This window comes from Idiomarina tyrosinivorans (genome assembly GCF_003987475.1).
GTDB lineage: Bacteria > Pseudomonadota > Gammaproteobacteria > Enterobacterales > Alteromonadaceae > Idiomarina > Idiomarina tyrosinivorans.
The window spans coordinates 130,949-153,994 of record NZ_PIQH01000003.1 but is presented as its reverse complement, the minus strand read 5'-3'; the positions used below and the strand labels follow the sequence as shown (position 1 = coordinate 153,994).

24 protein-coding genes are annotated in these 23,046 nt (G+C 49.9%); 7 read left to right on the top strand and 17 right to left on the bottom strand.

Annotated features, from left to right (window positions below; genetic code table 11):
• Positions 1-93: 93 nt before the first annotated feature.
• Together CWI84_RS04130 and rdgC are read left to right on the top strand one after the other, a co-directional pair.
• Complete coding sequence (locus CWI84_RS04130) at positions 94-1,836, top strand: sensor histidine kinase (protein WP_126841314.1); 1,743 nt, start codon at positions 94-96, stop codon at positions 1,834-1,836.
• A gap of 70 nt (positions 1,837-1,906) precedes the next feature.
• Entirely contained in the window at positions 1,907-2,809 is a 903-nt protein-coding gene (rdgC, locus tag CWI84_RS04125; RefSeq protein ID WP_126841313.1) for a recombination-associated protein RdgC, read from the top strand.
• On the opposite strand, the gene CWI84_RS04120 is transcribed toward rdgC, so the two are convergent.
• On the bottom strand, positions 2,806-3,657 hold the full coding sequence (locus CWI84_RS04120) for an HDOD domain-containing protein (RefSeq protein ID WP_126841312.1): 852 nt from the start codon (positions 3,655-3,657) through the stop codon (positions 2,806-2,808). The genes rdgC and CWI84_RS04120 overlap by 4 nt on opposite strands.
• A gap of 170 nt (positions 3,658-3,827) precedes the next feature.
• On the opposite strand from CWI84_RS04120, the gene CWI84_RS04115 reads away from it, so the two are divergent.
• Positions 3,828-5,507, top strand: coding sequence for a dipeptidyl-peptidase 3 family protein (locus CWI84_RS04115; protein WP_126841311.1), 1,680 nt, complete (start codon positions 3,828-3,830; stop codon positions 5,505-5,507).
• 5 nt (positions 5,508-5,512) lie between these two features.
• Here CWI84_RS04115 and CWI84_RS04110 read toward each other — a convergent pair whose 3' ends face one another.
• A complete protein-coding gene (locus CWI84_RS04110; RefSeq protein ID WP_126841310.1) occupies positions 5,513-6,229 on the bottom strand; it encodes a tRNA1(Val) (adenine(37)-N6)-methyltransferase in 717 nt (238 codons plus the stop codon).
• A gap of 34 nt (positions 6,230-6,263) precedes the next feature.
• Between CWI84_RS04110 and srmB the strand changes: the two genes are divergently transcribed.
• Positions 6,264-7,490, top strand: a complete 1,227-nt coding sequence (srmB, locus tag CWI84_RS04105) for an ATP-dependent RNA helicase SrmB (RefSeq protein ID WP_126841309.1) — start codon at positions 6,264-6,266, stop codon at positions 7,488-7,490.
• On the opposite strand, the gene CWI84_RS04100 is transcribed toward srmB, so the two are convergent.
• From CWI84_RS04100 to pomA, 4 genes are all read right to left on the bottom strand, one after another.
• A complete protein-coding gene (locus tag CWI84_RS04100; RefSeq protein ID WP_157980992.1) occupies positions 7,487-7,837 on the bottom strand; it encodes a VanZ family protein in 351 nt (116 codons plus the stop codon). The genes srmB and CWI84_RS04100 overlap by 4 nt on opposite strands.
• Position 7,838: 1 nt before the next feature.
• A complete protein-coding gene (gene thiI / locus CWI84_RS04095) occupies positions 7,839-9,290 on the bottom strand; it encodes a tRNA uracil 4-sulfurtransferase ThiI (RefSeq protein WP_126841307.1) in 1,452 nt (483 codons plus the stop codon).
• Positions 9,291-9,359: 69 nt separating this feature from the next.
• Positions 9,360-10,322, bottom strand: coding sequence for a flagellar motor protein MotB (locus CWI84_RS04090; RefSeq protein ID WP_126841306.1), 963 nt, complete (start codon positions 10,320-10,322; stop codon positions 9,360-9,362).
• Between the two features lie 5 nt (positions 10,323-10,327).
• A complete protein-coding gene (pomA, locus tag CWI84_RS04085) occupies positions 10,328-11,092 on the bottom strand; it encodes a flagellar motor protein PomA (protein ID WP_126841305.1) in 765 nt (254 codons plus the stop codon).
• Positions 11,093-11,284: 192 nt separating this feature from the next.
• Between pomA and CWI84_RS04080 the strand changes: the two genes are divergently transcribed.
• Genes CWI84_RS04080 through dxs form a run of 3 tightly spaced genes read left to right on the top strand, consistent with a single transcriptional unit; the run spans position 11,285 to position 14,299 of the window.
• Complete coding sequence (locus CWI84_RS04080; protein ID WP_126841304.1) at positions 11,285-11,542, top strand: exodeoxyribonuclease VII small subunit; 258 nt, start codon at positions 11,285-11,287, stop codon at positions 11,540-11,542.
• Positions 11,539-12,429 carry a farnesyl diphosphate synthase gene (locus CWI84_RS04075; protein WP_126841303.1) on the top strand — a complete coding sequence of 297 codons (891 nt, stop codon included), beginning with the start codon at positions 11,539-11,541 and terminating at the stop codon, positions 12,427-12,429. The genes CWI84_RS04080 and CWI84_RS04075 overlap by 4 nt, the downstream gene beginning before the upstream one ends.
• A gap of 4 nt (positions 12,430-12,433) precedes the next feature.
• The gene (gene dxs, locus CWI84_RS04070; protein ID WP_126841302.1) at positions 12,434-14,299 is read left to right on the top strand and encodes a 1-deoxy-D-xylulose-5-phosphate synthase; all 1,866 of its coding nucleotides are present in this window, start codon (positions 12,434-12,436) and stop codon (positions 14,297-14,299) included.
• A gap of 37 nt (positions 14,300-14,336) precedes the next feature.
• On the opposite strand, the gene CWI84_RS04065 is transcribed toward dxs, so the two are convergent.
• The 11 genes from CWI84_RS04065 to secD form a co-directional block, all read right to left on the bottom strand.
• Positions 14,337-14,819 (bottom strand): phosphatidylglycerophosphatase A family protein, encoded by a 483-nt coding sequence (locus CWI84_RS04065; protein WP_126841301.1) that lies wholly within the window; start codon positions 14,817-14,819, stop codon positions 14,337-14,339.
• Positions 14,820-14,821: 2 nt separating this feature from the next.
• Entirely contained in the window at positions 14,822-15,805 is a 984-nt protein-coding gene (gene thiL / locus CWI84_RS04060; protein WP_126841300.1) for a thiamine-phosphate kinase, read from the bottom strand.
• Positions 15,806-15,816: 11 nt separating this feature from the next.
• A complete protein-coding gene (gene nusB, locus CWI84_RS04055; RefSeq protein ID WP_126841434.1) occupies positions 15,817-16,236 on the bottom strand; it encodes a transcription antitermination factor NusB in 420 nt (139 codons plus the stop codon).
• An 11-nt stretch (positions 16,237-16,247) separates the two neighbouring features.
• Positions 16,248-16,712, bottom strand: a complete 465-nt coding sequence (ribH, locus tag CWI84_RS04050) for a 6,7-dimethyl-8-ribityllumazine synthase (protein ID WP_126841299.1) — start codon at positions 16,710-16,712, stop codon at positions 16,248-16,250.
• An 88-nt stretch (positions 16,713-16,800) separates the two neighbouring features.
• Positions 16,801-17,445, bottom strand: coding sequence for a GNAT family N-acetyltransferase (locus tag CWI84_RS04045; RefSeq protein ID WP_126841298.1), 645 nt, complete (start codon positions 17,443-17,445; stop codon positions 16,801-16,803).
• Positions 17,445-18,056 (bottom strand): lysophospholipid acyltransferase family protein, encoded by a 612-nt coding sequence (locus CWI84_RS04040; protein ID WP_241968724.1) that lies wholly within the window; start codon positions 18,054-18,056, stop codon positions 17,445-17,447. The genes CWI84_RS04045 and CWI84_RS04040 overlap by 1 nt, the downstream gene beginning before the upstream one ends.
• Complete coding sequence (locus CWI84_RS04035) at positions 18,053-18,952, bottom strand: DUF3014 domain-containing protein (protein ID WP_126841297.1); 900 nt, start codon at positions 18,950-18,952, stop codon at positions 18,053-18,055. The genes CWI84_RS04040 and CWI84_RS04035 overlap by 4 nt, the downstream gene beginning before the upstream one ends.
• A 24-nt stretch (positions 18,953-18,976) precedes the next feature.
• Entirely contained in the window at positions 18,977-19,753 is a 777-nt protein-coding gene (gene yaaA, locus CWI84_RS04030) for a peroxide stress protein YaaA (RefSeq protein WP_126841296.1), read from the bottom strand.
• A gap of 3 nt (positions 19,754-19,756) precedes the next feature.
• The gene (locus tag CWI84_RS04025) at positions 19,757-20,143 is read right to left on the bottom strand and encodes a rhodanese-like domain-containing protein (protein WP_126841295.1); all 387 of its coding nucleotides are present in this window, start codon (positions 20,141-20,143) and stop codon (positions 19,757-19,759) included.
• A 90-nt stretch (positions 20,144-20,233) separates the two neighbouring features.
• Complete coding sequence (gene secF / locus CWI84_RS04020) at positions 20,234-21,181, bottom strand: protein translocase subunit SecF (RefSeq protein ID WP_126841294.1); 948 nt, start codon at positions 21,179-21,181, stop codon at positions 20,234-20,236.
• Between the two features lie 8 nt (positions 21,182-21,189).
• Positions 21,190-23,037, bottom strand: a complete 1,848-nt coding sequence (gene secD / locus CWI84_RS04015; protein ID WP_126841293.1) for a protein translocase subunit SecD — start codon at positions 23,035-23,037, stop codon at positions 21,190-21,192.
• Positions 23,038-23,046: the final 9 nt, after the last annotated feature.

The following is a 23,046-nucleotide window of genomic DNA, read 5'->3' as shown; positions in this document are numbered from 1 at the left end:
CTATGACCCTGATAAGAGATTGCGTTAGTTATTAAGCTGTATTAGTTTAAGGACATAACATTTGTTCACAGCAACCATGGATGCACACTGCTTATGGCCATAAGAAGCATTTCACGATCGCTTTTGACCCGTGTGCTATCGGTGTACTTTATTCTGACCTTCTTAGTCACCTGTGTACAAATTGGCGGCGAATATTTCGACACCAAAAATACCCTGCTGGCGGAGTTAAAAAACCAGCAACACACCTTTAATGGTTCACTTACTCGTTCTTTATGGGAATTTAACAATCCGCAAATAGAAGCCATTGCCGAAGGCTTGATTGGTATCCCTGCTATTGCTGGCGTACTGATTCGCGACGATGCCGGCAATATCCTTATTCAAATGGGTGAAACCATGGCTATCGACTCGTTGCCCAAAAAGCCCTCAGAGGGCATGATGCTGCCTGAACGAAGTGGCGTTTTCGGCTATTTCTCTACGTTAGTTTTTGAGTTTTCTGGTCACTCGACAAAGGTCGGTGACGTGACCCTATTTTCCACCCGTGATATTGCAATTGATCGGATTAAAATAAGCCTCGCTTTTATTATTGGTAATGCCATCGTCAAGAGCACCTTTTTGCTGTTGCTCTTTACCTTAGCCTTTAACCGCATGCTGAACCGACCAATGCGCGAGCTTACCGACCAAATTCGTAGCTTCCGCTTGGATAACCTCGACAGCTCTCGCATCCGTTTGCACGACCAACACGATAATGAATTTGTATTAATTGAGCAGGCCTACAACCAACTTATCGATAACATCGAAGACTATCAGCAGGACTTACAGCGGTCACAACAAAAGCTAGAGATGGCGAATCGGCAGTTGGACGAACAAAATGCCATTTTGGAGCAGGAGGTTGCGCGCAAAACCTCGCGCTTAAGTCAGGTGATGTTGGACTTAGAGCAGCGTAAAAATGAATTAGAAATGCGCCAAGAAAAGCTGGAGCGCGAAGTCAGCCAACGGCGTGCCATGGAAAACACCTTGCGTCAGTCGAACCAGCGCTTGGAGTCGTCACTTAAAACCCTACGCGAAGCGCAAGACCAACTGGTGGAATCGGAAAAGATGGCCTCGCTGGGCGGTCTAGTGGCCGGTATTACACACGACGTGAACACCCCCATCGGTATTAGTGTTACGGCGTCTTCTTATTTGCGGGAAAAAGTGGATAGCCTAGAGTTGGCGTTAGGCGATAAGTCACTCACCCAAGCGCAATTAACCAAGTTCATAGAAGAAAGCCGCGATAGCTTGTCGCTGCTCGACAATAACTTGCAACGGGCGTCTGAATTAATCAGCAGTTTCAAACAGGTTGCGGTTGACCAAACCTCCGATGCAATCCGTGATATTAACCTCCGTACCTATCTGCAAGAGGTTATTCAATCGCTGCAACCGCACTTGAAAAAGACCTCGCACGAAATTAGCTTGTCCTGCGCCGAAGATATTGATATTCGCTGTCCGGCGGGCGCGATTTCACAGATTTTTACCAACCTCATTATGAACTCACTATTACACGGTTTCGATGGCCAACGTGAAGGCGGCATCATTGAAATCTCAGCCGAATTAGACGGCGAGCAACTGCGGTTCCGATACAGTGATAATGGTAAAGGCCTGAGTGAAGAGCAGTTAAACCGCTTGTTTGACCCATTCTTTACCACCAAACGCCATCAAGGTGGCAGCGGCCTCGGCACCCATATTGTGCGCAACTTGGTGGTACAAACGCTCCACGGCGAAATCGATGCCAGCAGCGAACCGGGCAAAGGTCTCACCTACCAATTCTCCTTTGTCGTTGAGCCATTACTGAATTCCTAAAACAGCGGCTGACATTCCTCGTCAGCCTCGCTACAATTCCGCGTTCTAAAAGTTTTCACAAGGGTTTGTTATGTGGTTTCGTAATGTTCGCTATTACACGTTTTCCAGCCAATTTGAACTGCCAGATGCCGTCGATGAGGTACTCGCTGAGGCCGCGTTTCGCCCTTGCGGTCGGCAAGAGCTATCAAGCTTTGGTTGGTACTCACCGTTCAACCGTGAAGAAGCGGCATTGACCCATCGCATTGGTAACTGCATCTTGTTGTGCGCGCGCAAAGAAGAAAAGGTTCTCCCGGCAAAAGTCATTCAGACGGAAGTGGATGAAAAAGCACGGCAAATTAGCGAAGAGCAAGGCCGCCCAGTAAATCGCAAAGAAAAGCAAAACCTCAAAGAAGATATTGTTCACCAGTTACTACCTCAGGCGTTCACCCAATCGCGCCTGACCTGGGGATACATTGACTTAGACCGACAAATGATTGCCGTGGATTCGTCTGCTGCTGGACGCGCCGAAGATTTTCTTGGCCTGTTGCGCTCGTCACTGGGCTCGTTACCCGTCAAACCGTTCTCTGCTGCCAGCAGCGCCGATGTATACCTAACCCATTGGTTGCAAGAAAAGCGTCTACCCAACGGTTTCCAATTTGGTGACGAAGCTGAATTGCGCGAGCCCGAGTCAGACGGTGCAGTGTTACGCTGCAAACAACACGAGTTAACCGCAAAAGAATGGTTGGCCAATTTAGAGTTTGGCTTACGAGTCACCAAGCTTGGCCTCACCTGGCAAGAACGCCTAGAATTCATTATTGAAGATGATTTTGCCTTAAAGCGGGTGAAAGCCACTGACCACTTGATGGAACAACAAGACAATTTGGTCGACGCCACACCGGAGCAGCAAGTCGACGCAGATTTTGCGCTATTGAGTGGCGAATTAGGGGAACTGTACCTTGCCTTGAATGCGGCGTTTCAGCAAGCCGACAATTAATCCAATATTGCTTTTATATCGCGGTAGGACGACTGCAGGTCGTCCCGCTGCCAAAAGTCATCCGCATCAATAATGTCTAACTGCTGATAATCGGCCAAAGACATCGTGCCGCGTGCGGCGCTTAAATGCCCCGTACAAAGCGCCGCCAAATGTACGATATCGCAATAGTTAACGAGTACTGCATCGTCCAACCGACCTTTACGTCCTGAGCGATAATAGCGCACCACGTCGATGACATTTTCGCTGAAATCCCACTCATTCAAAATCCGCTCGCCAATACGGCAATCTAACTGATCCGTGGTTTGTCGAATAAAGCTCGGATTGGCAAAACTGTCTGAGTGTTCATCCGCTAAGCGCAGAATCGGCGCAACACCGAGCCGTGACACCATGCCCGACAATAACGCCACATCTTGGTGCAGGCGCAATGCCAGTCCGCGAGTCTGCAGATATTGGGTGATTACCACTGCCGCCGCGGCGAGTTCTTGAGAGCACTGCCAAAATTCATCGGCGTAGTGTTTAACGATATCGTTTTGCGGTTGAAACACCTGTTCCATCGCTAGTGCTAGTGCGAGTGTGCGAATGCGCCGCATGCCAATACGGGTAAGCGCTTGCATCACACTTTCCGCTTTGTTGCGACCACCCAAATAGGCCGAGTTGGCCAGTTTTATCAGCCTTGCGCTGAGGGCAGGATCATGTTGAATAATGCGCGCAAGCTGCTGTAAATTGCAGCGTTCATCGAAGGTGGCGTTACGAACTTGCTCAGCGGTTTTAGGCATGCTAGGAAGGGTTAGCTCATCTCGAGCCAGCCGATCTTCAATAATTGAGTAGAGTGCATTTTGCGGGAGCATTGGGTTTTCCTTGTCACTTGCTCGCGAAATCATAACATACGTTAGCTAATTATGTGTTTTTTTTATCACTAATACCACGCCGTTTCTCGCCACGGGGTACTTGAACCTTGCTTCACATCGCAGTAGATTGACTACACCTGCCCGAACCACATAACACCAGGGAGAACATTATGAAAAAAGTCGCCTACCTAGCGGCTGCTTTGAGCGTGACCCTAGCGGCATGCTCACCTGCCAAAGACAATAACGAATCCACCGCCAGCACAGCTGATGGCAACAAAAATCTGTATTCATTAGTGGACGGAGCCGAGTCACGTTTAGATATTTATACACCATTTACACTCACTTCCGACCTCTCTGGTTTTAGCGAGAATCAGAAAAAAATGATCGCGAAGTTAATCGACGCTGCCGAGCTAATGAACGATCTGTTTTGGCGACAAGCTTACCCTGGTGACAAAGCCACCCTACTTAGCGCAGTTAAAGGTGATGTGCGTGAGTTTACCCGCCTTAACTATGGACCATGGGACCGCTTAAATGGCGACAAGCCATTTTTAACCGGTTTTGGTGAAAAGCCCGCGGGTGCCAATTTTTATCCAACCGACATGACCAAAGAAGAGTTTGAAGCAGCTGACTTTGCCGGTAAAACCAGCTTATATACTTTGGTGCGCCGTGACGAGAACGGCAAGCTCTATTCCATTCCTTATTCAGAAGCGTACAGCGAACAACTGCAGAAAGCAGCCGATGCACTTCGTGAAGCGGCTACTTATGCGGAAAACAAAGCCTTCGCCAACTATCTGAACATGCGCGCTGACGCCTTACTCAGCAATGACTATCAAAAGTCTGATTTTGCTTGGATGGAAATGCAAGACAACCCGGTTGATATTGTTATTGGCCCTATTGAAACCTATGAAGATCAACTTTACGGCTACCGCGCCGCATTTGAAGCCTATGTTCTGATTAAAGACAAGGTCTGGAGCGAAAAGCTCGCTAAGTATGCGCAGTACTTACCTGAGCTACAACGCAACCTGCCGGTTAGTGAAGAATACAAAGCGGAAACGCCAGGATCGAATGCCCAGTTAAACGCCTATGATGCGGTTTACTATGCTGGTCATGCAAACGCTGGCGGCAAAACCATTGCAATTAACTTACCAAACGACGAAGAAGTGCAGTTAGAAAAAGGCACGCGTCGATTGCAGTTGAAAAATGCGATGCGGGCTAAGTTTGACAAGATCTTGGTGCCAATTGCCAACCAACTGATCGTGCCAGAGCAACGTGATAACATTACCTTTAATGCGTTCTTTGCCAACACCATGTTCCACGAAGTTGCTCATGGTTTAGGTATTAAGAATACCTTAGATGGTAAAGGTACGGTACGCCACGCACTAAAAGAGCATGCCTCGGCACTAGAAGAGGGTAAAGCCGATATCTTGGGCTTATATATGGTCACGCAATTGTTCGAGAAAGGCGTACTAACAGAAGGCAAGCTCGAAGACTATTACACCACCTTCTTGGCAAGTATCTTCCGCTCAGTGCGCTTCGGCGCTTCTGACGCGCATGGTAAAGCTAACATGGTGCGCTTTAACTACTTTGCCGACCGCGGTGCCTTTAGCCGCAATGCTGAAGGCCAATATTCGGTGAATATGGCGAAAATGCGTGAAGCCATGAACTCGCTATCAAATAAAATCCTCACCCTACAAGGCGATGGAGATTACCAAGGCGCGGCAGAGCTATTTGCGAAAATGGGCGTAATCAATGATACCTTGCGAGCCGACTTAGAGCGTTTGAAGGATGCCAATATCCCGGTTGATATTACCTTTGTACAAGGTAAACAGCAGCTTGGCTTAGCGGAGTAATCGATTTACCACTGTTCTCCGCGTAGGTAAAAAGGCGCGGTCAACTGCTGGTAAGCCGCGCTGTAATCCCCTTGGTGGTGGATAACCAGCGAAGCAAACTGACAAGGCGCAGCATTGGCTGCGTCTTTTTTTTGCCACTCTACTAGCACTCGTGACACCGGTTTAGGCGCGACACTGCGCACTTCACAGCCGCGCACCGGATGGCCTAGGGTTGGGATAACAAGGGGTTGCAACTGTAGCCAACTCTGCATTGGCAGAATGGTGCTGAATAAACCGTTCTTATCCAACAAGTCATACGCCCGAAGTAACCACTCACTCAATTGTACTGTTGATGCATGCCGAGCTCGCCTTCGCCCCCGCTCGGGACTCTCTAGGCTATCGACAAAGAATGGTGGGTTACTAATCACCTGCTGGTAACAAGGCTGTGGTAACGGTTGAAAGATATCTTGCTGGCGTAATATGATTCGGTGCGGCCACGGTGACTGCTGCACATTACTGGTAGCATCGGTCAAGCTATCAGCACAGCTATCGACGCCATGGATGAGCAAATGTTCGCTCCGCTGCGCCAGCATTAACGCCAAAATCCCACAGCCACAGCCTAGGTCCGCAGCAACGCCTGAATCGGCAACCCCGCACCAACTGCCGAGTAATAAACTATCAGTGCCAACTTTCATCGCACAGTGATCATCTTTCAGGTAAAATTGCCGACATTGAAATGACATTGCGCGACTCCCGCGTATGACTTAGGAATGAAAGATGACCCCAGACTGGGCTGAACTTGGGCTAGATGATGCCCTGATCAAGGTGCTGTTGGCAAACCAATTGAACAAACCAACCAAAGTGCAACAACAGGCGCTGCCTGTGGCGTTGGATGGCAGAGACTTACTGTTAAGTGCCCCTACCGGCACCGGCAAGACGCTCGCATTCTTATTGCCTGCGTTACAGCACATGCTCGATTTTCCGCGACGTAAACCCGGCGCCGCACGGGTTTTAGTGCTCACCCCTACTCGTGAGTTAGCTGAACAAATTGGCGGACAAACAAAGCAATTTGAACAATCAAGCGGCCTACGCAGTGTCGTAATAACCGGTGGTATCAATTACGGCAGTCAATTGTCTCAGTTGGAACAAGGTCATGAACTGGTTATTGCCACACCCGGGCGGTTAGCTGATCTGTTGGGTGCCGAGCAGTACCACTTAGATGACGTTGAATGGCTGATCATCGACGAAGCCGACCGTATGCTCGATATGGGCTTCCGCTCTGTAGTAGATGACATTGCGACAGCCACTCGCTCGCGCCAGCAAAGTATTCTGGTCTCAGCGACATTAGACAGTGAAGGTGTTGCCCAATTTGCTAAGCGTATTCTTAATGAGCCTGAAGCGATAGATGTGCACCCGCCGCGGCGCGAGCGCGGGAAGATTCAACAGTTGATGTACCAAGCCGACACGCTCGAGCATAAACAGCAGCTATTATTGCGCCTATTGGGCGAACACCAAGGTCGACGTTTAGTGTTCGTGCGCACCCGCGAACGGGTCGAGCAACTCGCTGGACACTTGCGCCGGGAATACCAAGACGATCATGTACTCACTCTGCGCGGTGATATGCCACAAGCCGACCGTCAGCAAATCATCAATCGTCTGCAACAGGATAAAGACGCGATTCTAGTAGCAACTGACGTTGCCGCTCGCGGTTTAGATATTGATGACGTCAGTTTGGTAGTAAACTTTGACCTACCCAAATCGGCAGATGTATATATCCACCGCATTGGGCGCACGGCGCGTGGCGGCAAGAAAGGTTTGGCGATTGCATTAGTAGAAGCCCATGACGCTCTGCTGCTAGGCCGCATTGAACGCTACCAAGGCGAGAAAATTGAGCGCCGTGTTATCGACGACTTGCGGCCGCAGTATAAATTCCCTGCGACCCAGAAAACGCGGAAGAAGAGCAAGAAAAAAGTGCCCAAGAAGCCCAAGAAGTCTCGCCGTTAAGAGGCTTGCTGACGCCGCTCAATAACGCCGTGGACAAACAAGTACGCGGCAATACCCGCGGCGTCTGTAAGCCAATCATAAAAATCGGCGGTGCGGTCAAAGGTGTAAAGCTGCAAAAATTCTATCAGTAAGCCGTAGGTTAGAAGCAGCAAAGCCGCCAACCACTGGGGTACCACGAAGGCGCGATACAGCAACGCGCTCAACACAAAAAACGAGCCAAAGTGGAACACTTTGTCGATATGTGGGAAACGCGGCACACCCGCCGGCATGCTAGACAAAAATAAATACGTTACTACCGCTAAGCAGATGGCAAACAGCCAGCGCATGACTACTCGAGATAACGTCAAACTACTCTCCTTCATAAACTGCGACGTTGGTATAGCCTTCTTCCTGTAAAAGCAGCGCTTGCATGCGACTCATCACGCCCTGCTGACAGTACAGTAGATACCGTTGTTGTTGATCGAGTTCCGCAAATTTACGGGCTAATTGATAAAAAGGTATGCAAACGACCTCGCGATCAATCTCTAACGGTGCTTCATCCTCTTCCTCGGGAGCTCGGATATCAATTACCACTGCCCCTTCGCTGTCTTCCAATCGAGTGACCGTACCGGCTTGTTGCTTCGCCTGCTCACCAATTTCTTCCATGCTCAAGACTTGCGCGGCGCGCACCACTGTATCGATCAGTTCAGGATCAAGTTTCGCCTCTTCTTGTGCCACCACTTCAGGTTGCGCCATTACGGTAGGCTTGTTAGAGATAACACCGCAATACTCTGGAATAGATTTCGCCAAAGCTTCGGTGCCAATCTGCTTAGCACGGTCAACGATGTCCTGTTTGTCCATGGTGATTAATGGCCGCAGAACCAATGTATCGGTCGCTTGGTCAATCACCTGTAAATTCGCCAGGGTTTGGCTAGATACTTGTCCCATCGCCTCGCCGGTAACAAGCGCGCGGGCTTTGGTAAACCGCGCAACTTTACTCGCCGCTCTAAGCATTTGGCGCTTCAACACCACGCCCATTTGGCCATTATCGACGTGCTGAAGAATATCTTCCACCACAGGGCCAAAGTCGACGCTGACAAATTTTATCGGGTGTGAAGCACTGTATTTCTGCCACAGAAAATAAGCGATTTGACGCACCGCGACTTCATGGGCATCGCCACCTAAGTTAAAAAAGCAAAAATGGGTACGGGCACCACGGCGAATAAACTCAAAAGAGGCAACACTGGAATCGAAGCCACCGCTCATTAAGCTCAAGACGGTTTCTTGCGTAGGAATGGGGAAGCCGCCTAGGCCCTGATAACGATCACCGAGAATATGCACCACTTTGTCAGTGACTTGGATACTCACATCGACCTCGGGATCTTTTAGTTTTACCGAGCTGCCTTGAGCATTACGCAGCAGCGCGCCGCCCAAATAGCGCTGCAAATCTTGCGATGAAAAATCATGGTGACCCTTGCGTTTTACTCGAACCGCAAAGCTTTTGTTCACCAGCTTTTCCGCCCAGTGGTCACAGACCCAATCAGCCAGCGTGGCAAAATCACTCACGGGTTGTTCGATCACTTCGGTAAACCATGATACGCCTGGCACACACTGCAGGCGTTCTATGATAGCGGCACGTAATTGTGGGTCATTGCCATCGGCCGTTACCGCAATGCGGTCCCAAAGCCATTTCACATATAGGCTGTCGTCTAACGGACGTAGAAGCTTTTTCAGGTTGTTGGTGAGAACCTTACCGTGGCGCTTGCGTACCGAGCGACTTTTGATCGTTATCTCGGCATGTAAACGAACGACAAACTGCATGATGACCCCACTGGCTAGGCTAAAAGCGCAGAATTATACCGCTATCAAGCTTTATGTGCCAGCGCTCGACTATTGCGCAGGGGTTTCTGGAGCAGGGCCAGTCACATCAATCGGATCCGATTCTTTGGCTTTACCTTGCATAATAGCAATATCAACGCGACGGTTAATGGCACGGTTTTCGGCAGAGTTATTCGGCACTAATGGTTTGGTATCGGCATACCCCATCACCACCATTCGGTCTTCACCAAAGTCTTTGACCTTTAACATTTCTTCAGCAACCGCGACGGCTCGGGCGCTTGACAGATCCCAGCCGGAGCTATACATCTCTGACACCACTTGGCGATTATCGGTGTGTCCTGAAATAGTAATTTCACCAGGAATGTCTTTTAACAGCTCAGCCACTTTGCGAATAATCGGACGGAACTGAGGTTGCAAAAATGCCGACCCCGCCGGGAAAGATCCCTTTTCCTTTATCCGAATCAGTATTTGCTGACCCAGTTGCTCAAGCTCTAGCGCACCATTCTCGATTTGTTCTTGCATTTGATCCTGCAGTCGTTTCAGCAGTTCCTTCATGCTCTCAGACATTTGTTCTTGCTGTTGCTGCTGCTTTTGTTGTTGCATCGCCTGCTGCTTATCTTGTTCAGGCGAGTCTGTACCACCCCTTTGGCGTTGTTGGCCGCCAGCAAAATCCGATTCGCCGTCTTGAAAGTCGAGCATTTGTTGAGTCATTTCCACGGTTTGTTGCTGGATGGTTTCTATCGGCGTAGGTTCCGGCCGCCCAGGGCGAAATTCCTGAGCAATCACGCTGGTACCTTTAGGAATATCTTTGACTTCGATTTTGTTTTGCACGCCCAGCGCGAATTTCATCGAGCCAGCAATCTGCTTGAACTTCAAAACATCCATTTCCGAGAACGCCAACAATAACACGAAGAAACACATCAACAGGGTCATCAAGTCGGCAAACGTCGCCATCCACATCGGTAACCCGGGTGGTGGGCAGTTACAATCTTCTTGTTCTTCAGAAGCGGCCATAAGCGTTACTCGTCATCACCCGCATCAGCGCGTTTTGATTCTGCCAGATAGTTACGTAATAAACCGTCGATCACGCGTGGGTTTTGACCGTCTTGAATACCGAGAATGGCATCCAAAATCAGGTTTTGGTTGAGTTTTTCTTGATCTGCGCGAAGGATTAATTTATTCGCCACGGGAATACAAATGACGTTAGCAATAAAGGCACCATAGAGGGTGGTCAACAAGGCTACCGCCATGGCTGGGCCGATTGCTTTTGGATCGTCCATGTTCGAGAGCATCGCAACCAGGCCGATCAGGGTACCGATCATCCCCATCGCCGGAGCGATATCACTCATAATTTTAAAAATCCGTGCGCCTTCTTCGTGCCGCGCATAACTCATTTGAATGTCTTTATTCAGGGTTTGGCGAACAACGTCAGCGTCGTGACCATCGACCAACATGTCGATACCTTTACGGAAAAAGTTATTAGGAATTTCTGCCTCTTCAAGCGCCAGAAAACCGCCCTTGCGCGCAGAGTCTGCCATTTCTACGGCTTTATCGATCAGCTCTTGCGGATGTTCGATTTTGAATACGAAGGCTTTTACCGCGACCTTACCGGCGTTCAAAAATTGCGACAGGGTAAAGTTAGAAAGGGTAATAAAAATCGAACCGCCAAATACGATGAAGATTGAGGGGATGTTGATAAATAGTCCGAGGTCTCCACCTAATACCATAGAGACAACGACTAGGCCGATGGCACCTAAGATGCCAACCAGTGTTGCTATATCCACTCAGCTTTCCTCCACCATAGCAAGTTACGTTCTTTCTCAGCTATTCTTAATCATCACAAAGTCGGTGACAAGCATTGTCTTTGTCACTGTGTCTAATAACATCGGCGCCAAGCGCGAATTCTTTACGAGGGAATTTGACCCTTTCTCGCTTCTAGGTTAATTTGAGCGCCAAATAACTAGTAGGCAAACTCTATGAGTGCGGGCAAAAATCCTTCATTTGAACAAGCGCTACAACAACTCGAAGCCATCGTACACGATCTTGAGCAAGGCGAACTGCCGTTAGAACAAGCGTTGGAAAAGTTCGAGCAAGCCGTCAAACTGTCGCGCCTGTCGCAACAACAACTACAAGCGGCAGAGCAAAAAGTGCAGCAATTGCTCAACCAGAACGGTGACGAGCAGCTCGCCGACTTTGCACAACCCAACAACGACAACGGCGAGACGCCTGCGTGACTGTCAATGATCTGACCGCGAATGTGCGCCAGCAACTAGACGCGTTTTTACAAGATTACTTGCGTCGTCGTCCTGCTACAGCACAGTTGCAAAAAGCCATGCAGCATGGCTTACTGCTCGGCGGAAAACGGGTGCGGCCGTACCTTACCATGAGCGTTGCCGAGGCCTGCCAGGGTGCCGCTGATGATGCTTTGCGCGCCGCAGCAGCGGTTGAAGCCATCCACGCTTACTCACTAATTCACGATGACCTGCCAGCGATGGATGATGATGACCTACGTCGTGGCCAACCCACCTGTCACAAAGCCTTTGACGAGGCCACCGCGATTTTAGCCGGCGACGCCTTACAAACCTTGGCGTTCGAATTACTCAGTGATAGCCAACATGGCTGGCAAGTATCTGCTACCCAGCAACTGCAAATGGTGCAGGCATTGGCAAGCGCCTCTGGCGACCTAGGGATGTGTGGCGGCCAGGCGCTAGATTTGGCCGCAACGGGGCAAGTGATTGATGAAGCAGCGTTAGCGCAGTTACACCGTAAAAAGACCGGCGCTCTGATTCGTGCTGCGGTACAACTAGGCGTGCTCTGCGGTACCGAAGACGTACAGCAATACCGCGAAGCCTTTGACCAGTTTGCCGATGCCTTAGGGCTGGGCTTTCAAGTGCAAGATGACGTCCTCGATGTGACCGCCTCCACCGAAGTACTGGGTAAACCGCAAGGTTCAGACCTAGCCGCCGATAAAGCCACCTATGTAAAATTGCTAGGACTGAGTGGCGCTCAACAACGAATTCAAGATTTACACCAGAAAGCGCTACATTCACTGGCCGCAATCCCTTACAATACCGATCGACTAGAACAACTTGCCAACGTCCTGTTAAATCGGGATCATTGATTACATGACCGCAGAAAAACATTACCCATTACTGGATACGATTGATAGCCCAGATGACTTGCGTCGTCTGCAGCCACAGCAACTACCGAAACTGTGTGACGAGGTACGCGAGTTCCTGTTGCAGTCGGTCAGCCAAAGCAGTGGCCATTTAGCGTCAGGGTTAGGCACCGTGGAGCTGACGGTGGCGCTGCACTATGTCTATCAAACGCCGAAAGACCAGTTAGTGTGGGATGTTGGTCACCAAGCCTATCCTCATAAAATTCTTACTGGGCGCAAGCACCAGTTGCAAAGCATTCGCCAAAAAGACGGCCTGCACCCCTTCCCATGGCGCGAAGAAAGTCCTTACGACACCCTTTGTGTAGGCCACTCCAGCACCTCTATCAGTGCCGCATTAGGTATGGCGGTAGCGGCGCAGCAGCGCCCTGATCCAGAAAAGGTGGTCGCCGTGATTGGCGATGGCGCAATGACAGCAGGAATGGCGTTTGAAGCGATGAACCATGCTGGCGATATCAAACCGAATATGTTGGTTATCCTGAACGACAACGATATGTCGATTTCAGAAAATGTTGGTGCGCTAAACCAACATTTTGCCCGCCTACTATCGGGTAAGTTTTATACCTCGCTGCGCGAAGGCGGGAAAAAGCTATTAAGTGGCATGCCGCATGTCAAACACCTAGCCAGCCGCGCCGAAGAGCACATGAAGGGCATGGTAGCGCCAGGCACTATTTTCGAAGAGTTGGGCTTTAACTATATTGGCCCCATTGACGGCCATGACGTCGAGAGTTTGGTACGCACGCTGGCCAATATGCGCGAAATGAATGGCCCGCAACTACTCCATATTGTTACCCAAAAAGGCAAAGGTTATACCCCGGCAGAGAATGATCCTATCGGCTATCACGGGGTACCAAAGTTCAATCCGGATATTCACGAATTACCGTCAAAGCCATCGGCAACCCCCTCCTATTCGGCGATTTTTGGACAATGGCTTTGTGAAATGGCGGAACGCGATAGTGAGTTAATGGCCATTACCCCAGCCATGCGTGAGGGTTCGGGCATGGTCGAGTTTTCTAAGCGCTACCCCGCACAATATTTCGACGTGGCGATTGCCGAACAACATGCGGTTACCTTGGCGGCAGGTTTTGCCATTGCCGGGAAACGCCCAGTCGTGGCGATTTATTCGACCTTTTTGCAACGTGGCTATGACCAGTTAATTCACGATGTCGCGTTGCAAAACTTGCCGGTAGTGTTCGCGATCGACCGTGCCGGCATCGTTGGTGCTGATGGCCCAACGCACCAAGGAGCGTTCGACCTTAGCTACTTGCGTTGTATTCCAAATATGTTGGTGATGGCGCCAAGCGATGAAGCTGAATGTCGTCGTTTACTGACCACCGCTTACTACGCCAAACAGCCAGCAGCGGTGCGCTATCCGCGCGGCAATGGTACTGGTGTGGCGCTCGGCGCCATTACCGAGCAGGTCGAGTTAGGTAAAGCCAAGCTCGTGCGTGAAGGCAAAACAATCGCGTTACTCAACTTCGGTACGTTACTGCCAGAAGTCATGCAAGCAGCAGAACAATTGGATGCCACCGTAGTAGATATGCGTTTTGTGAAGCCGCTTGATAGCGAGATGCTAGCGCGCTTAGGTGACAGCCACTCGCAATTTGTCACGATAGAAGAAAACGTGATTCAAGGGGGAGCGGGGAGTGCCGTGCTAGAATACTTTGCGGCTAACGCGAAGACTCAGCCACAAATATTGACCATTGGGCTACCGGACCAATTTATTAAGCATGGTTCACAAGCGGAGGTTCGTGCCGACCTAGGCTTGGATAGCGCAGGCATTTTGGCACAAATTCAGCAGCGCTTCGGTCGCTAGTCGATCGTTGTTGGCGATTTATCAGCTCGGTGTCGGTTTAGGCACCGACTTGCCAAGCAACCACTTGCAAGATAACGGCACTAACCATACCCGCCACCACATCATCCATCATAATGCCCCAGCCGCCATGTAAGCGACGATCGCACCACCCGATCAGTAATGGCTTACGGATATCAAAAAAGCGGAATAACACAAACGCCGCGAGCAGCCACGGCCAGCTAGCCGGCAAAGCAAACATGGCAATGGCATAGCCAACGATTTCATCCCAGACGATGGCAGGATGGTCATGCACGCCCATATGTTTCGCGGTCATTGCACAAATAGCCACACCCGCCAACGTCATTAACAACAGCACGAGTAGATAAAGCGTCGGGGACAAATAGGCGTGCATTAGCAGCACAATCGGAATAGCCGCAACGGTACCGAATGTGCCTGGCGCCTTAGGTAGCAACCCAGAGCCAAAGCCGATAGCAAGCCAGTGCAGTGGATTTTTCCAAGTTAAGTTATAGGCTAAATTCATCGTCAGTCGTTGTCGTTAAAATGGTTATAGCCGGGTTGCACCGCCGCCGCAAACTGCCACTCGTCAGCACCATCACGCAAGCGAATTTTGCCTTTGTCACCGCCCACCACTTGGCCAATACACACCGGTTTGATGGCGGTATGAGCGATGCGTGTTTCTAGTTGGCCGCGGTGTTGCTCGGGTAAGGTAAAGCACAGTTCATAATCGTCGCCGCTGGTAAGCGCATAACGCAGCGCATCCTCGGCTTCCAGAGTTTCGGTGAGTGCGAGCGATAGTGGCAGCTTGTCAATTTGCACCTGAGCAGCGCAATTCGATTGCTTTAGGATTTGCCCAAGATCGGCTAACAAGCCGTCTGAAACGTCGATACAGGCGCTTGCAATGCCTCGTAAGGCTTGCCCTAGGGCCACTCGTGGCATTGGGTAGTGCAGTTTATCGTAAACCCGCTTCAAATGCCGAGACGCTACTTCAACGCGCTGCTGCGACACCGCTAAACCGAGCCCAGCATCACCTAGGTCACCACTGACATAAATCCAGTCGCCCGGCTTTGCTTTACCGCGGCTAATGGCCTTGCCCTTGGGCAATTGCCCTTGAGCGGTGACGGTGAGAGTTAATGGGCCGCGAGTGGTGTCGCCACCAACTAGTGCGCAGTGGTAATAGTCGGCAATTTCAAACAGCCCGGCGGAAAATTCTTCCAACCAATCTCGATCAACTCGGGGCAGTGTCAGCGCTAGCGTCAACCAACTGGGCTCGGCACCCATAGCGGCAAGATCGCTGATATTTACCGCGGCAATTTTATGCCCTAAAGCGCGGGGAGGAGTGGTGCTATCAAAGTGAACACCTTCAACCATAGTGTCGGTGGCGATCACCAATTCATGTTCGGCAGCAGGCTGTACTACCGCGCCGTCATCGCCGATGCCGATAACGACATCGCGACGGCGCGATTGATGGCGCGCAAAAAACGCGTCAATGAGGTTGAATTCGTCCACGCTAACAACCGCTATTGGCGGGCTGGGCGAAGTGTGTCAACCGCTTTGTCTAATACGCCATTTACAAAACGGTGGCTGTCGTCAGCACCGAACGATTTTGCTAGCTCGATTGCTTCGTTAATCGCCACTTTGTACGGCACATCAACGCGTTCACGTAATTCGTAGCAAGCAATGCGCAGAACAGCACGCTCTACGTGATCAAGATCTTTCAGCGGCCGGTCAACAAACGGTGCCATAGCCTCATCTAATGACGTGGCATAACTACCTACGCCGCGCACTAAATCGAGGAAATAGTCGACATCAATTTTGCTGACATCGTTGTCGGTAAGAAACTGCGCTTCGATGTCACTGAGCGTGTTGCCTGACAGCTGCCAAGAGTAAATTGCTTGTACCGCTAGCTTGCGGGCGCGGCGACGAGCCGCTGGTTTCATTGTGCTGTTATTCACAGTTGCTCCAACACGTTAACCATTTCCAATGCGCTGAGGGCAGCTTCAGCACCCTTATTGCCAGCTTTAGTACCGCTGCGCTCAATCGCTTGTTCAATACTGTCGACGGTGATCACACCGAAGGCAACTGGGAGACCATATTCGGTGGCTACGCGACCAAGCCCACTGTTGCATTCACCGGCAACAAATTCAAAATGCGGCGTACCACCGCGGATGACTGCACCAATGGCAATAATGGCATCATATTCACCTGATGCTGCCAAACGCTTGGCAGCGACTGGCATTTCATAGGCACCCGGTACTTTAACGACGGTGATGTCATCATCGTTAACCTGACCGTATTGCTTTAATGTCGCCACTGCGCCCTCTTGCAGGCTATCGACGACAAAGTGATTAAAGCGAGCGACAACGATCGCAAACTTTTTGCCTTTCGCGGCAATACCACCTTCAATCAGGTTCATGGTGTGTCCTTAATTTTACTTAATTACGCGTCAAAATTGTGCGCGATCATAGCACAACTCGGCAAAATAGGCAGTAGCTTCACCAACGCTAGTTTAAGGTCAGGGCGAAAAACCGCTGTTGCAGATCTTGGTCGTGACCTAACGCCCGTGCCACACTGTCCTGCAACAATGTCAGGGTTGGCGCGTTGTGGTCAGATACTGGCAGTAAAATTTGTTGCCACGGCCAATCTTTGTGTAGCCATTTCAATAATTGGGTGAAGAAAAGATTTTGTAGGCCGTCATCGTAGGCGGACGGGGTGAGCCACCAACTCACCTCGGCATTAAAATGTTCGGTATCTATCCCCGGCGACGATTCATGGCTATCCAGAACCGGTACCATGTAAAGCATGCCGATTATTCGAGACGTTTGTGGGATAATCACCACATAGGTAAATGCCGATTTATCTTGCCACTGGCTAAGATGGTAACGCACCATCGACTGATTTTGCTCAATGGAGGTTTTTGCCGACGGCCAGCTCCAACCCAATTGCTGGTATAAGGCTTGCTGAGCGTCCATGTAGGTGTAATACAACGCTTGGCTGTCGGCTTCGGTGATAGGGCGAATGAGTAACTGCTTAGTGGCCCATTTTTCAGGAATTTGCCAATCACTCTGCCAAAATTCCGCAGCCACTGTGGCGCCAGTGAAACTTAACAGCAAAACAGCGCAGACGAGATTACGCAGCAGATGTCGCATTAACAATACTCCGGATTTTTCCCTACCGCGTGAGAGAAAAAGCCTTTCACTCGTTTCAACTCAACCTCGATATCGTGGCCAATCATTATCGCAGGACCGATATCAATAACCTTGCGCGCATAGTCCATGACCACCGGAACGACTGGCACGCGAGCTTGTTGAGCAATATGAATGAAGCCTTTTTTCCACTCATTCACTTTTTTACGAGTGCCTTCAGGGGCAATCACCAACACCAATTCTGGTTGCTTTTTGAATTGCTCAACCATTTGTTGAACCACGCCATTGGCGGCACTGCGATCAATGGGGATCCCTCCCAATTTTCGCATCAAGCCATTAAGCGGAAACCGAAAAAGGCTTTTTTTGCCAAAGTAATTCAGCTTCATACCCAGCGCAAACATCACAAACACCCCGATCGGGAAATCCCAATTTGAGGAATGTGGCGCTACAGGGATAATGGCTTTTTTCACGTTGGGGAGTTCACCGTTAATTTTCCAACCGCCCATCAGACGCATTCCGACGCGCCCCAACCAACGTAAAAAACGGCTTTCACGACGTGGCATTTTGCCCACCACGTCGGCTGGAATAGTATCGACTTGCTTGTCGTCTATCACTGACTGACCTCACTTTGTTGCAGCGCGGCTTTAATGTTGCGCAACTGCTTTTTCACCCGTTGAATATTTGCTGGGCCCATACGCAACAATTGTTTTTGCGCAGGCGGCAATGCTTCTAACGCAGGGTCGGCATAGGTGTACATCACTTGGTCGTCTTTCACTTCCACCAGCGAGTCTGGCACTGGTGTGTCCAACAATACGTTAATCGCTTCTAGCAACGACTCAGTGAAAGGCTTGTCTGGGTAGCCAATATCACCGTAGGCTTCTTCAACGAGTGGATAGAAGTAATCTAAGTTATCGACCAACGCTTGCGGATCTAAACTGACAAACCAATCGACAAGGGTGTCATAGCGGTGATAACTGACTTCATCAATATACAATTTATCGTCTACTTCAACTACACTAAAGCGGCCTTCAGGACGCTGCACAATGGTACGGTCACGTACCACTAAGCCATTGCGTAAGTTGTCGACCAACACCACTGCATCGCGAATTAACTGCGAACTCTTCAATGGCTGAATGTTCATGTCGCTGGTATCTAAACGTTGCAATACGGTCGGTGTGCTTTCACCCAATTCCGGTAATACCACTTCTGGTTCCGGTTCGGGTTCTGCTGCCATTGCCGTCTGATCATCTTCATCGGTGCTTGCTTCTTCCATCGCTGGCGCTTGCGGCTCAGGTTCAGGCTCTGGCTCCACGGTCTTTTCCTGTGGCTGTTGCGGTATTTCCATCGTCGTTTTTGCAGGCGCTTTTGGTTCCGCATCCTGATTGACAAACCACCAAACAGCGGCCGCTGCGGCCAGCACTAGAATAATGACAACGCCCCATATAGTGCCGCGATTGCCCGAGCGCTGTTCGCTGTAGTCGTCGTTAGGTTGCTGTGGTTGTTCACTCATCGAAAATCTCCTATTCACCGCGCTCTACGCGTTCTCTTTACGATGAAATACCAATGTATTGCCCTCTGAGGCAGCTTCATTAAATTGGTAGCCGGCAGTGTCAAACTGCTTTAAGTCAGACACTGAACGTGGTTTTTCGTTCAAGATAAAGCGCGCCATCATACCCCGCGCTTTCTTCGCATAAAAACTGATAATTTTATATTTACCGTTTTTCTCATCTTTGAATACGGGAGTTATGATATCGCCTTTCAGCACCTTGGTGTCGACCGCTGAAAAATACTCGTTCGAGGCAAGATTAATGAGCAGCTGCGTGTCCGCTTCTTGCATATCTTCATTCAGTGCTTTGGCTATACTGTCGCCCCAATAATCATAAAGGTTTTTGCCTGCTGGGTTTTCCAGCTTGGTTCCCATCTCTAACCGGTAAGGTTGCATTAAATCTAGCGGTCGCAATACGCCGTAAAGACCCGACAGAATTCGCAGGTGGCTCTGCGCGTAGTCAATTTCGTCGGCACTTAAGCTACTCGCTTCTAAACCCGCGTATACATCGCCGTTAAACGCAAATAATGCCGGACGCGCATTATCGCCGGTAAAAGGCCTTTGCCATTGTTCGAACCGCGCTGCATTAAGGCCCGCTAATTTATCACTGATTTTCATCAACGAGCCGAGCTCTTGCGGCGACATCTTACGGCAAATTTCAACCAATCGCTCAGCGCGATCTAACCACCGTGGTTGCGATGCCTTAACGGCAGGAGTATCCGATTCGTAGTCCAAGTTTTTCGCTGGCGAAACCACTGCTAACATGATTTATTCCTTCTCGCTTGACGCTCGTTCTATGCCACTGTTCTGCTGGCTCCAACTCCGATAACCACCAGCTAGCGACCAAACATTACGATAGCCCATTTGCTGCAACGATGCGGCAGCTAAAATAGACCGGTAGCCTCCTCCGCAATACAGCAGAATGGGTACGTTTGGATCGCTTACCTGGTTCTCGATATCGCGTTCCAGCACGCCGCGTGCCATGTGTTCAGCGCCGGGGACACGGCCAGCATCCCACTCGCGGTCTTCGCGCACATCAACCACTAAACCGTTAGGATACTGACGCCGAAATCCATCAATATCCGCTTCTGGCCATTCCTGAACTAGAGGCTTTAAGCGGTTAACGAGCTGCAGAAATTTTTCATTATGTTGCATAGTGTAGGCTCTATTCGCGAAAATTAAGGCTTACGGCGATAAAAAAGACCGGACAAGCCGGCCTTTTTTGATTGACCTGACAGCAATACTTTAAGGCATTGGATCCAGATCCGCACCCTCTTTCTCGACTTCAGTAGGCATTAAGTCTTCACGACTAACACCCAACCAGAACGCTACCGCGCTAGCGATATAAATCGACGAGTAGGTTCCAATGAAAATGCCAAATAATAGTGCCGTAGAAAAACCATGGATCAGCTGTCCGCCTAAGAAGAACAGCGCCAGCAATACCAAAATCGTCGTTCCTGAAGTAATCAGAGTACGGCTAATGGTATCGGTTAGCGAGCGGTTGATCGTTTGCAACGGAGTGAGTTTCGAGTATTTACGGAAGTTCTCCCGTATACGGTCAAACACCACCACGGTATCGTTGATAGAGTAACCGATCACCGCTAGCACAGCCGCCATAACCGTTAGGTCAAACTCCAGCCCCAACACCGAAAACAAACCTAAGGTGATAATAACGTCGTGTACCAATGCTGTAACGGCACCTACCGCCAAACGCCATTCAAAACGTATTGCGATATAGAGCAAAATAGAAAGCAACGCGACCAGCATTGCCAAACCACCTTGGATAACAAACTCATCACCCACATTCGGACCGACAAACTCAATCCGACGTACGGCGATTTTATCGTCAATACCCGCTCGCAGAGTTTGCAGTACTTGGTCACCGAGTTCTTGAGCTTTTACATTATTTCTTGGCGCTAACCGGATCAGGACGTCACGCTCTGTGCCATAGGCCTGAACCACGGCGTCCGAATAGTCAGCTTCCTTCATAACCTCGCGGATATTATTCAAATCTGCTGGCTTCTGAAAGTTCACTTCTATTAACGTTCCACCGGTGAAATCCAAGCCGAAGTTCAACTTATTAATCGCCAGCGACGTGATAGAGACAATGAGTAAAATAATACTGAAGGCTGCGGCAATTTTCCGCAACTTCATGAAGCCCAGCGTCTGTTCGGTATTTATGATTTCTCTCATGCGTCCCCCTAGACCGATAGCTTCTTAATTTTTTTACCGCCCCAAACCGCGTTAATAACGGCTCGAGTTCCTACAATAGCGGTAAACATTGACGTGACAATACCAATGGCCAGAGTAATCGCAAAACCTTTCACTGGACCGTTACCAACGGCAAACAGAATCAACGCGGCTATCAGTGTGGTAACGTTCGCATCAGCGATGGTTGAAAATGCACTATCGTAACCGTGGTGAATCGCTTGTTGCGGACTCCGTTTAGCACGAATTTCTTCGCGAATACGCTCGAAAATCAACACATTAGCGTCCACTGCCATGCCAACGGTCAAAACAATACCCGCCATCCCCGGCAAAGTCAGTGTCGCCCCTGGAATCATCGACATCACCCCGATGATCAAAATCACGTTAGCAAAGAGCGCGAGGTTGGCAACCATACCGAACTTGCGGTAGTAAGCCATCATAAACAACACGACCAAGATGAAACCCCAAACAATCGCTTGGGTACCGCGATCGATGTTTTCTTGGCCTAGGCTTGGACCCACCGTGCGTTCTTCAACAATTTGAATAGGGGCAATCAAAGCACCTGCACGCAGCAGCAACGCAAGGTTTTGCGCTTCCTGAGCGCCCACGCCAGTGATCCGGAATTGACTACTCAAGCGCGACTGAATGGTGGCTACGTTAATAACCTCAGCATTTTTCTTAAACTGCATGTTGCCTTCGGCGTCGCGTGTGCCGGTCGCTTCGTATTCAATGAATACGGTCGCCATCGGCTTGCCAACATTGTCCTTAGTGGCTAAAGACATTTTGTTTCCGCCAACACCATCAAGGCTAATATTGACCTGCGGACGGTTATACTCATCGTAACCAACAGACGCATTTACAATATGATCGCCGGTAAGAATGATGTCATCTTTCAATAGTTGCGGAGGTCCGTCGCGCATTGGTAATAATTGGCTACCATACGGCACCCGACCGTTGATCGCATCCCGCACACTGTTATCCGTATCTACCATACGGAACTCTAGGGTTGCAGTCGCTCCCAAGATTTCTTTTGCCCGTGCGGTATCTTGGATACCGGGTAACTCAACCACAATACGGTTGGCACCTTGGCGCTGAATCAGTGGTTCCGCCACACCAAGTTCATTCACTCGATTACGCATAATGGTAATGTTCTGCGAAATGGCGTAGTCACGTGTTTCTTTCAACTTCTGCTCAGTCATGTGCAGAATAACTTGTTTTGAGTCCGCGTCGTTGTTTTTCAGGGTGTAACCTTGAAAGCGATTATCCAAGAAACTTCTCGCTTGCTGCGCATCCTCAACGGTACGAAGTGTTAATTCGATATCACGACCATCGACCGAAATATCCGTATAACGAATACGCTCTTCACGAAACTGTGAACGCAGGCTGTCGGTCATGCCGTTTTGAATTTTCTCTAAAGCCTCGTTCATGTCCACTTCCATCAAGAAGTGCACACCGCCACGTAAGTCCAAACCTAGCTTCATTGGTGATGCGCCTATGCTTTCCAGCCAACTTGGCGTTGCTGGCGCTAGGTTAAGGGCAACAATATACGAGTCACCCAAGCTATCAATAATGGCGTCTTTCGCTGCTAATTGGTCTTTATCAGATTTCAAGCGCACCAGAATTTGGTTGTTTTCTAATGCTACTGACTTAGCGCTGATATTTTCTTGTTGAAGTGTCGAACGGACAGTATCCAGCGTAGCTGGTGTGAGTTCGGCATTGCGGCTTGCGGAAATCTGCACGGCAGGCTCTTCGCCATAAAGATTTGGCAGCGCGTACAGCGCTGCCACGGCGATAACTATAATGACCAGCAGATTTTTCCACAACGGGTATTTATTTAACACGTCGTGCCC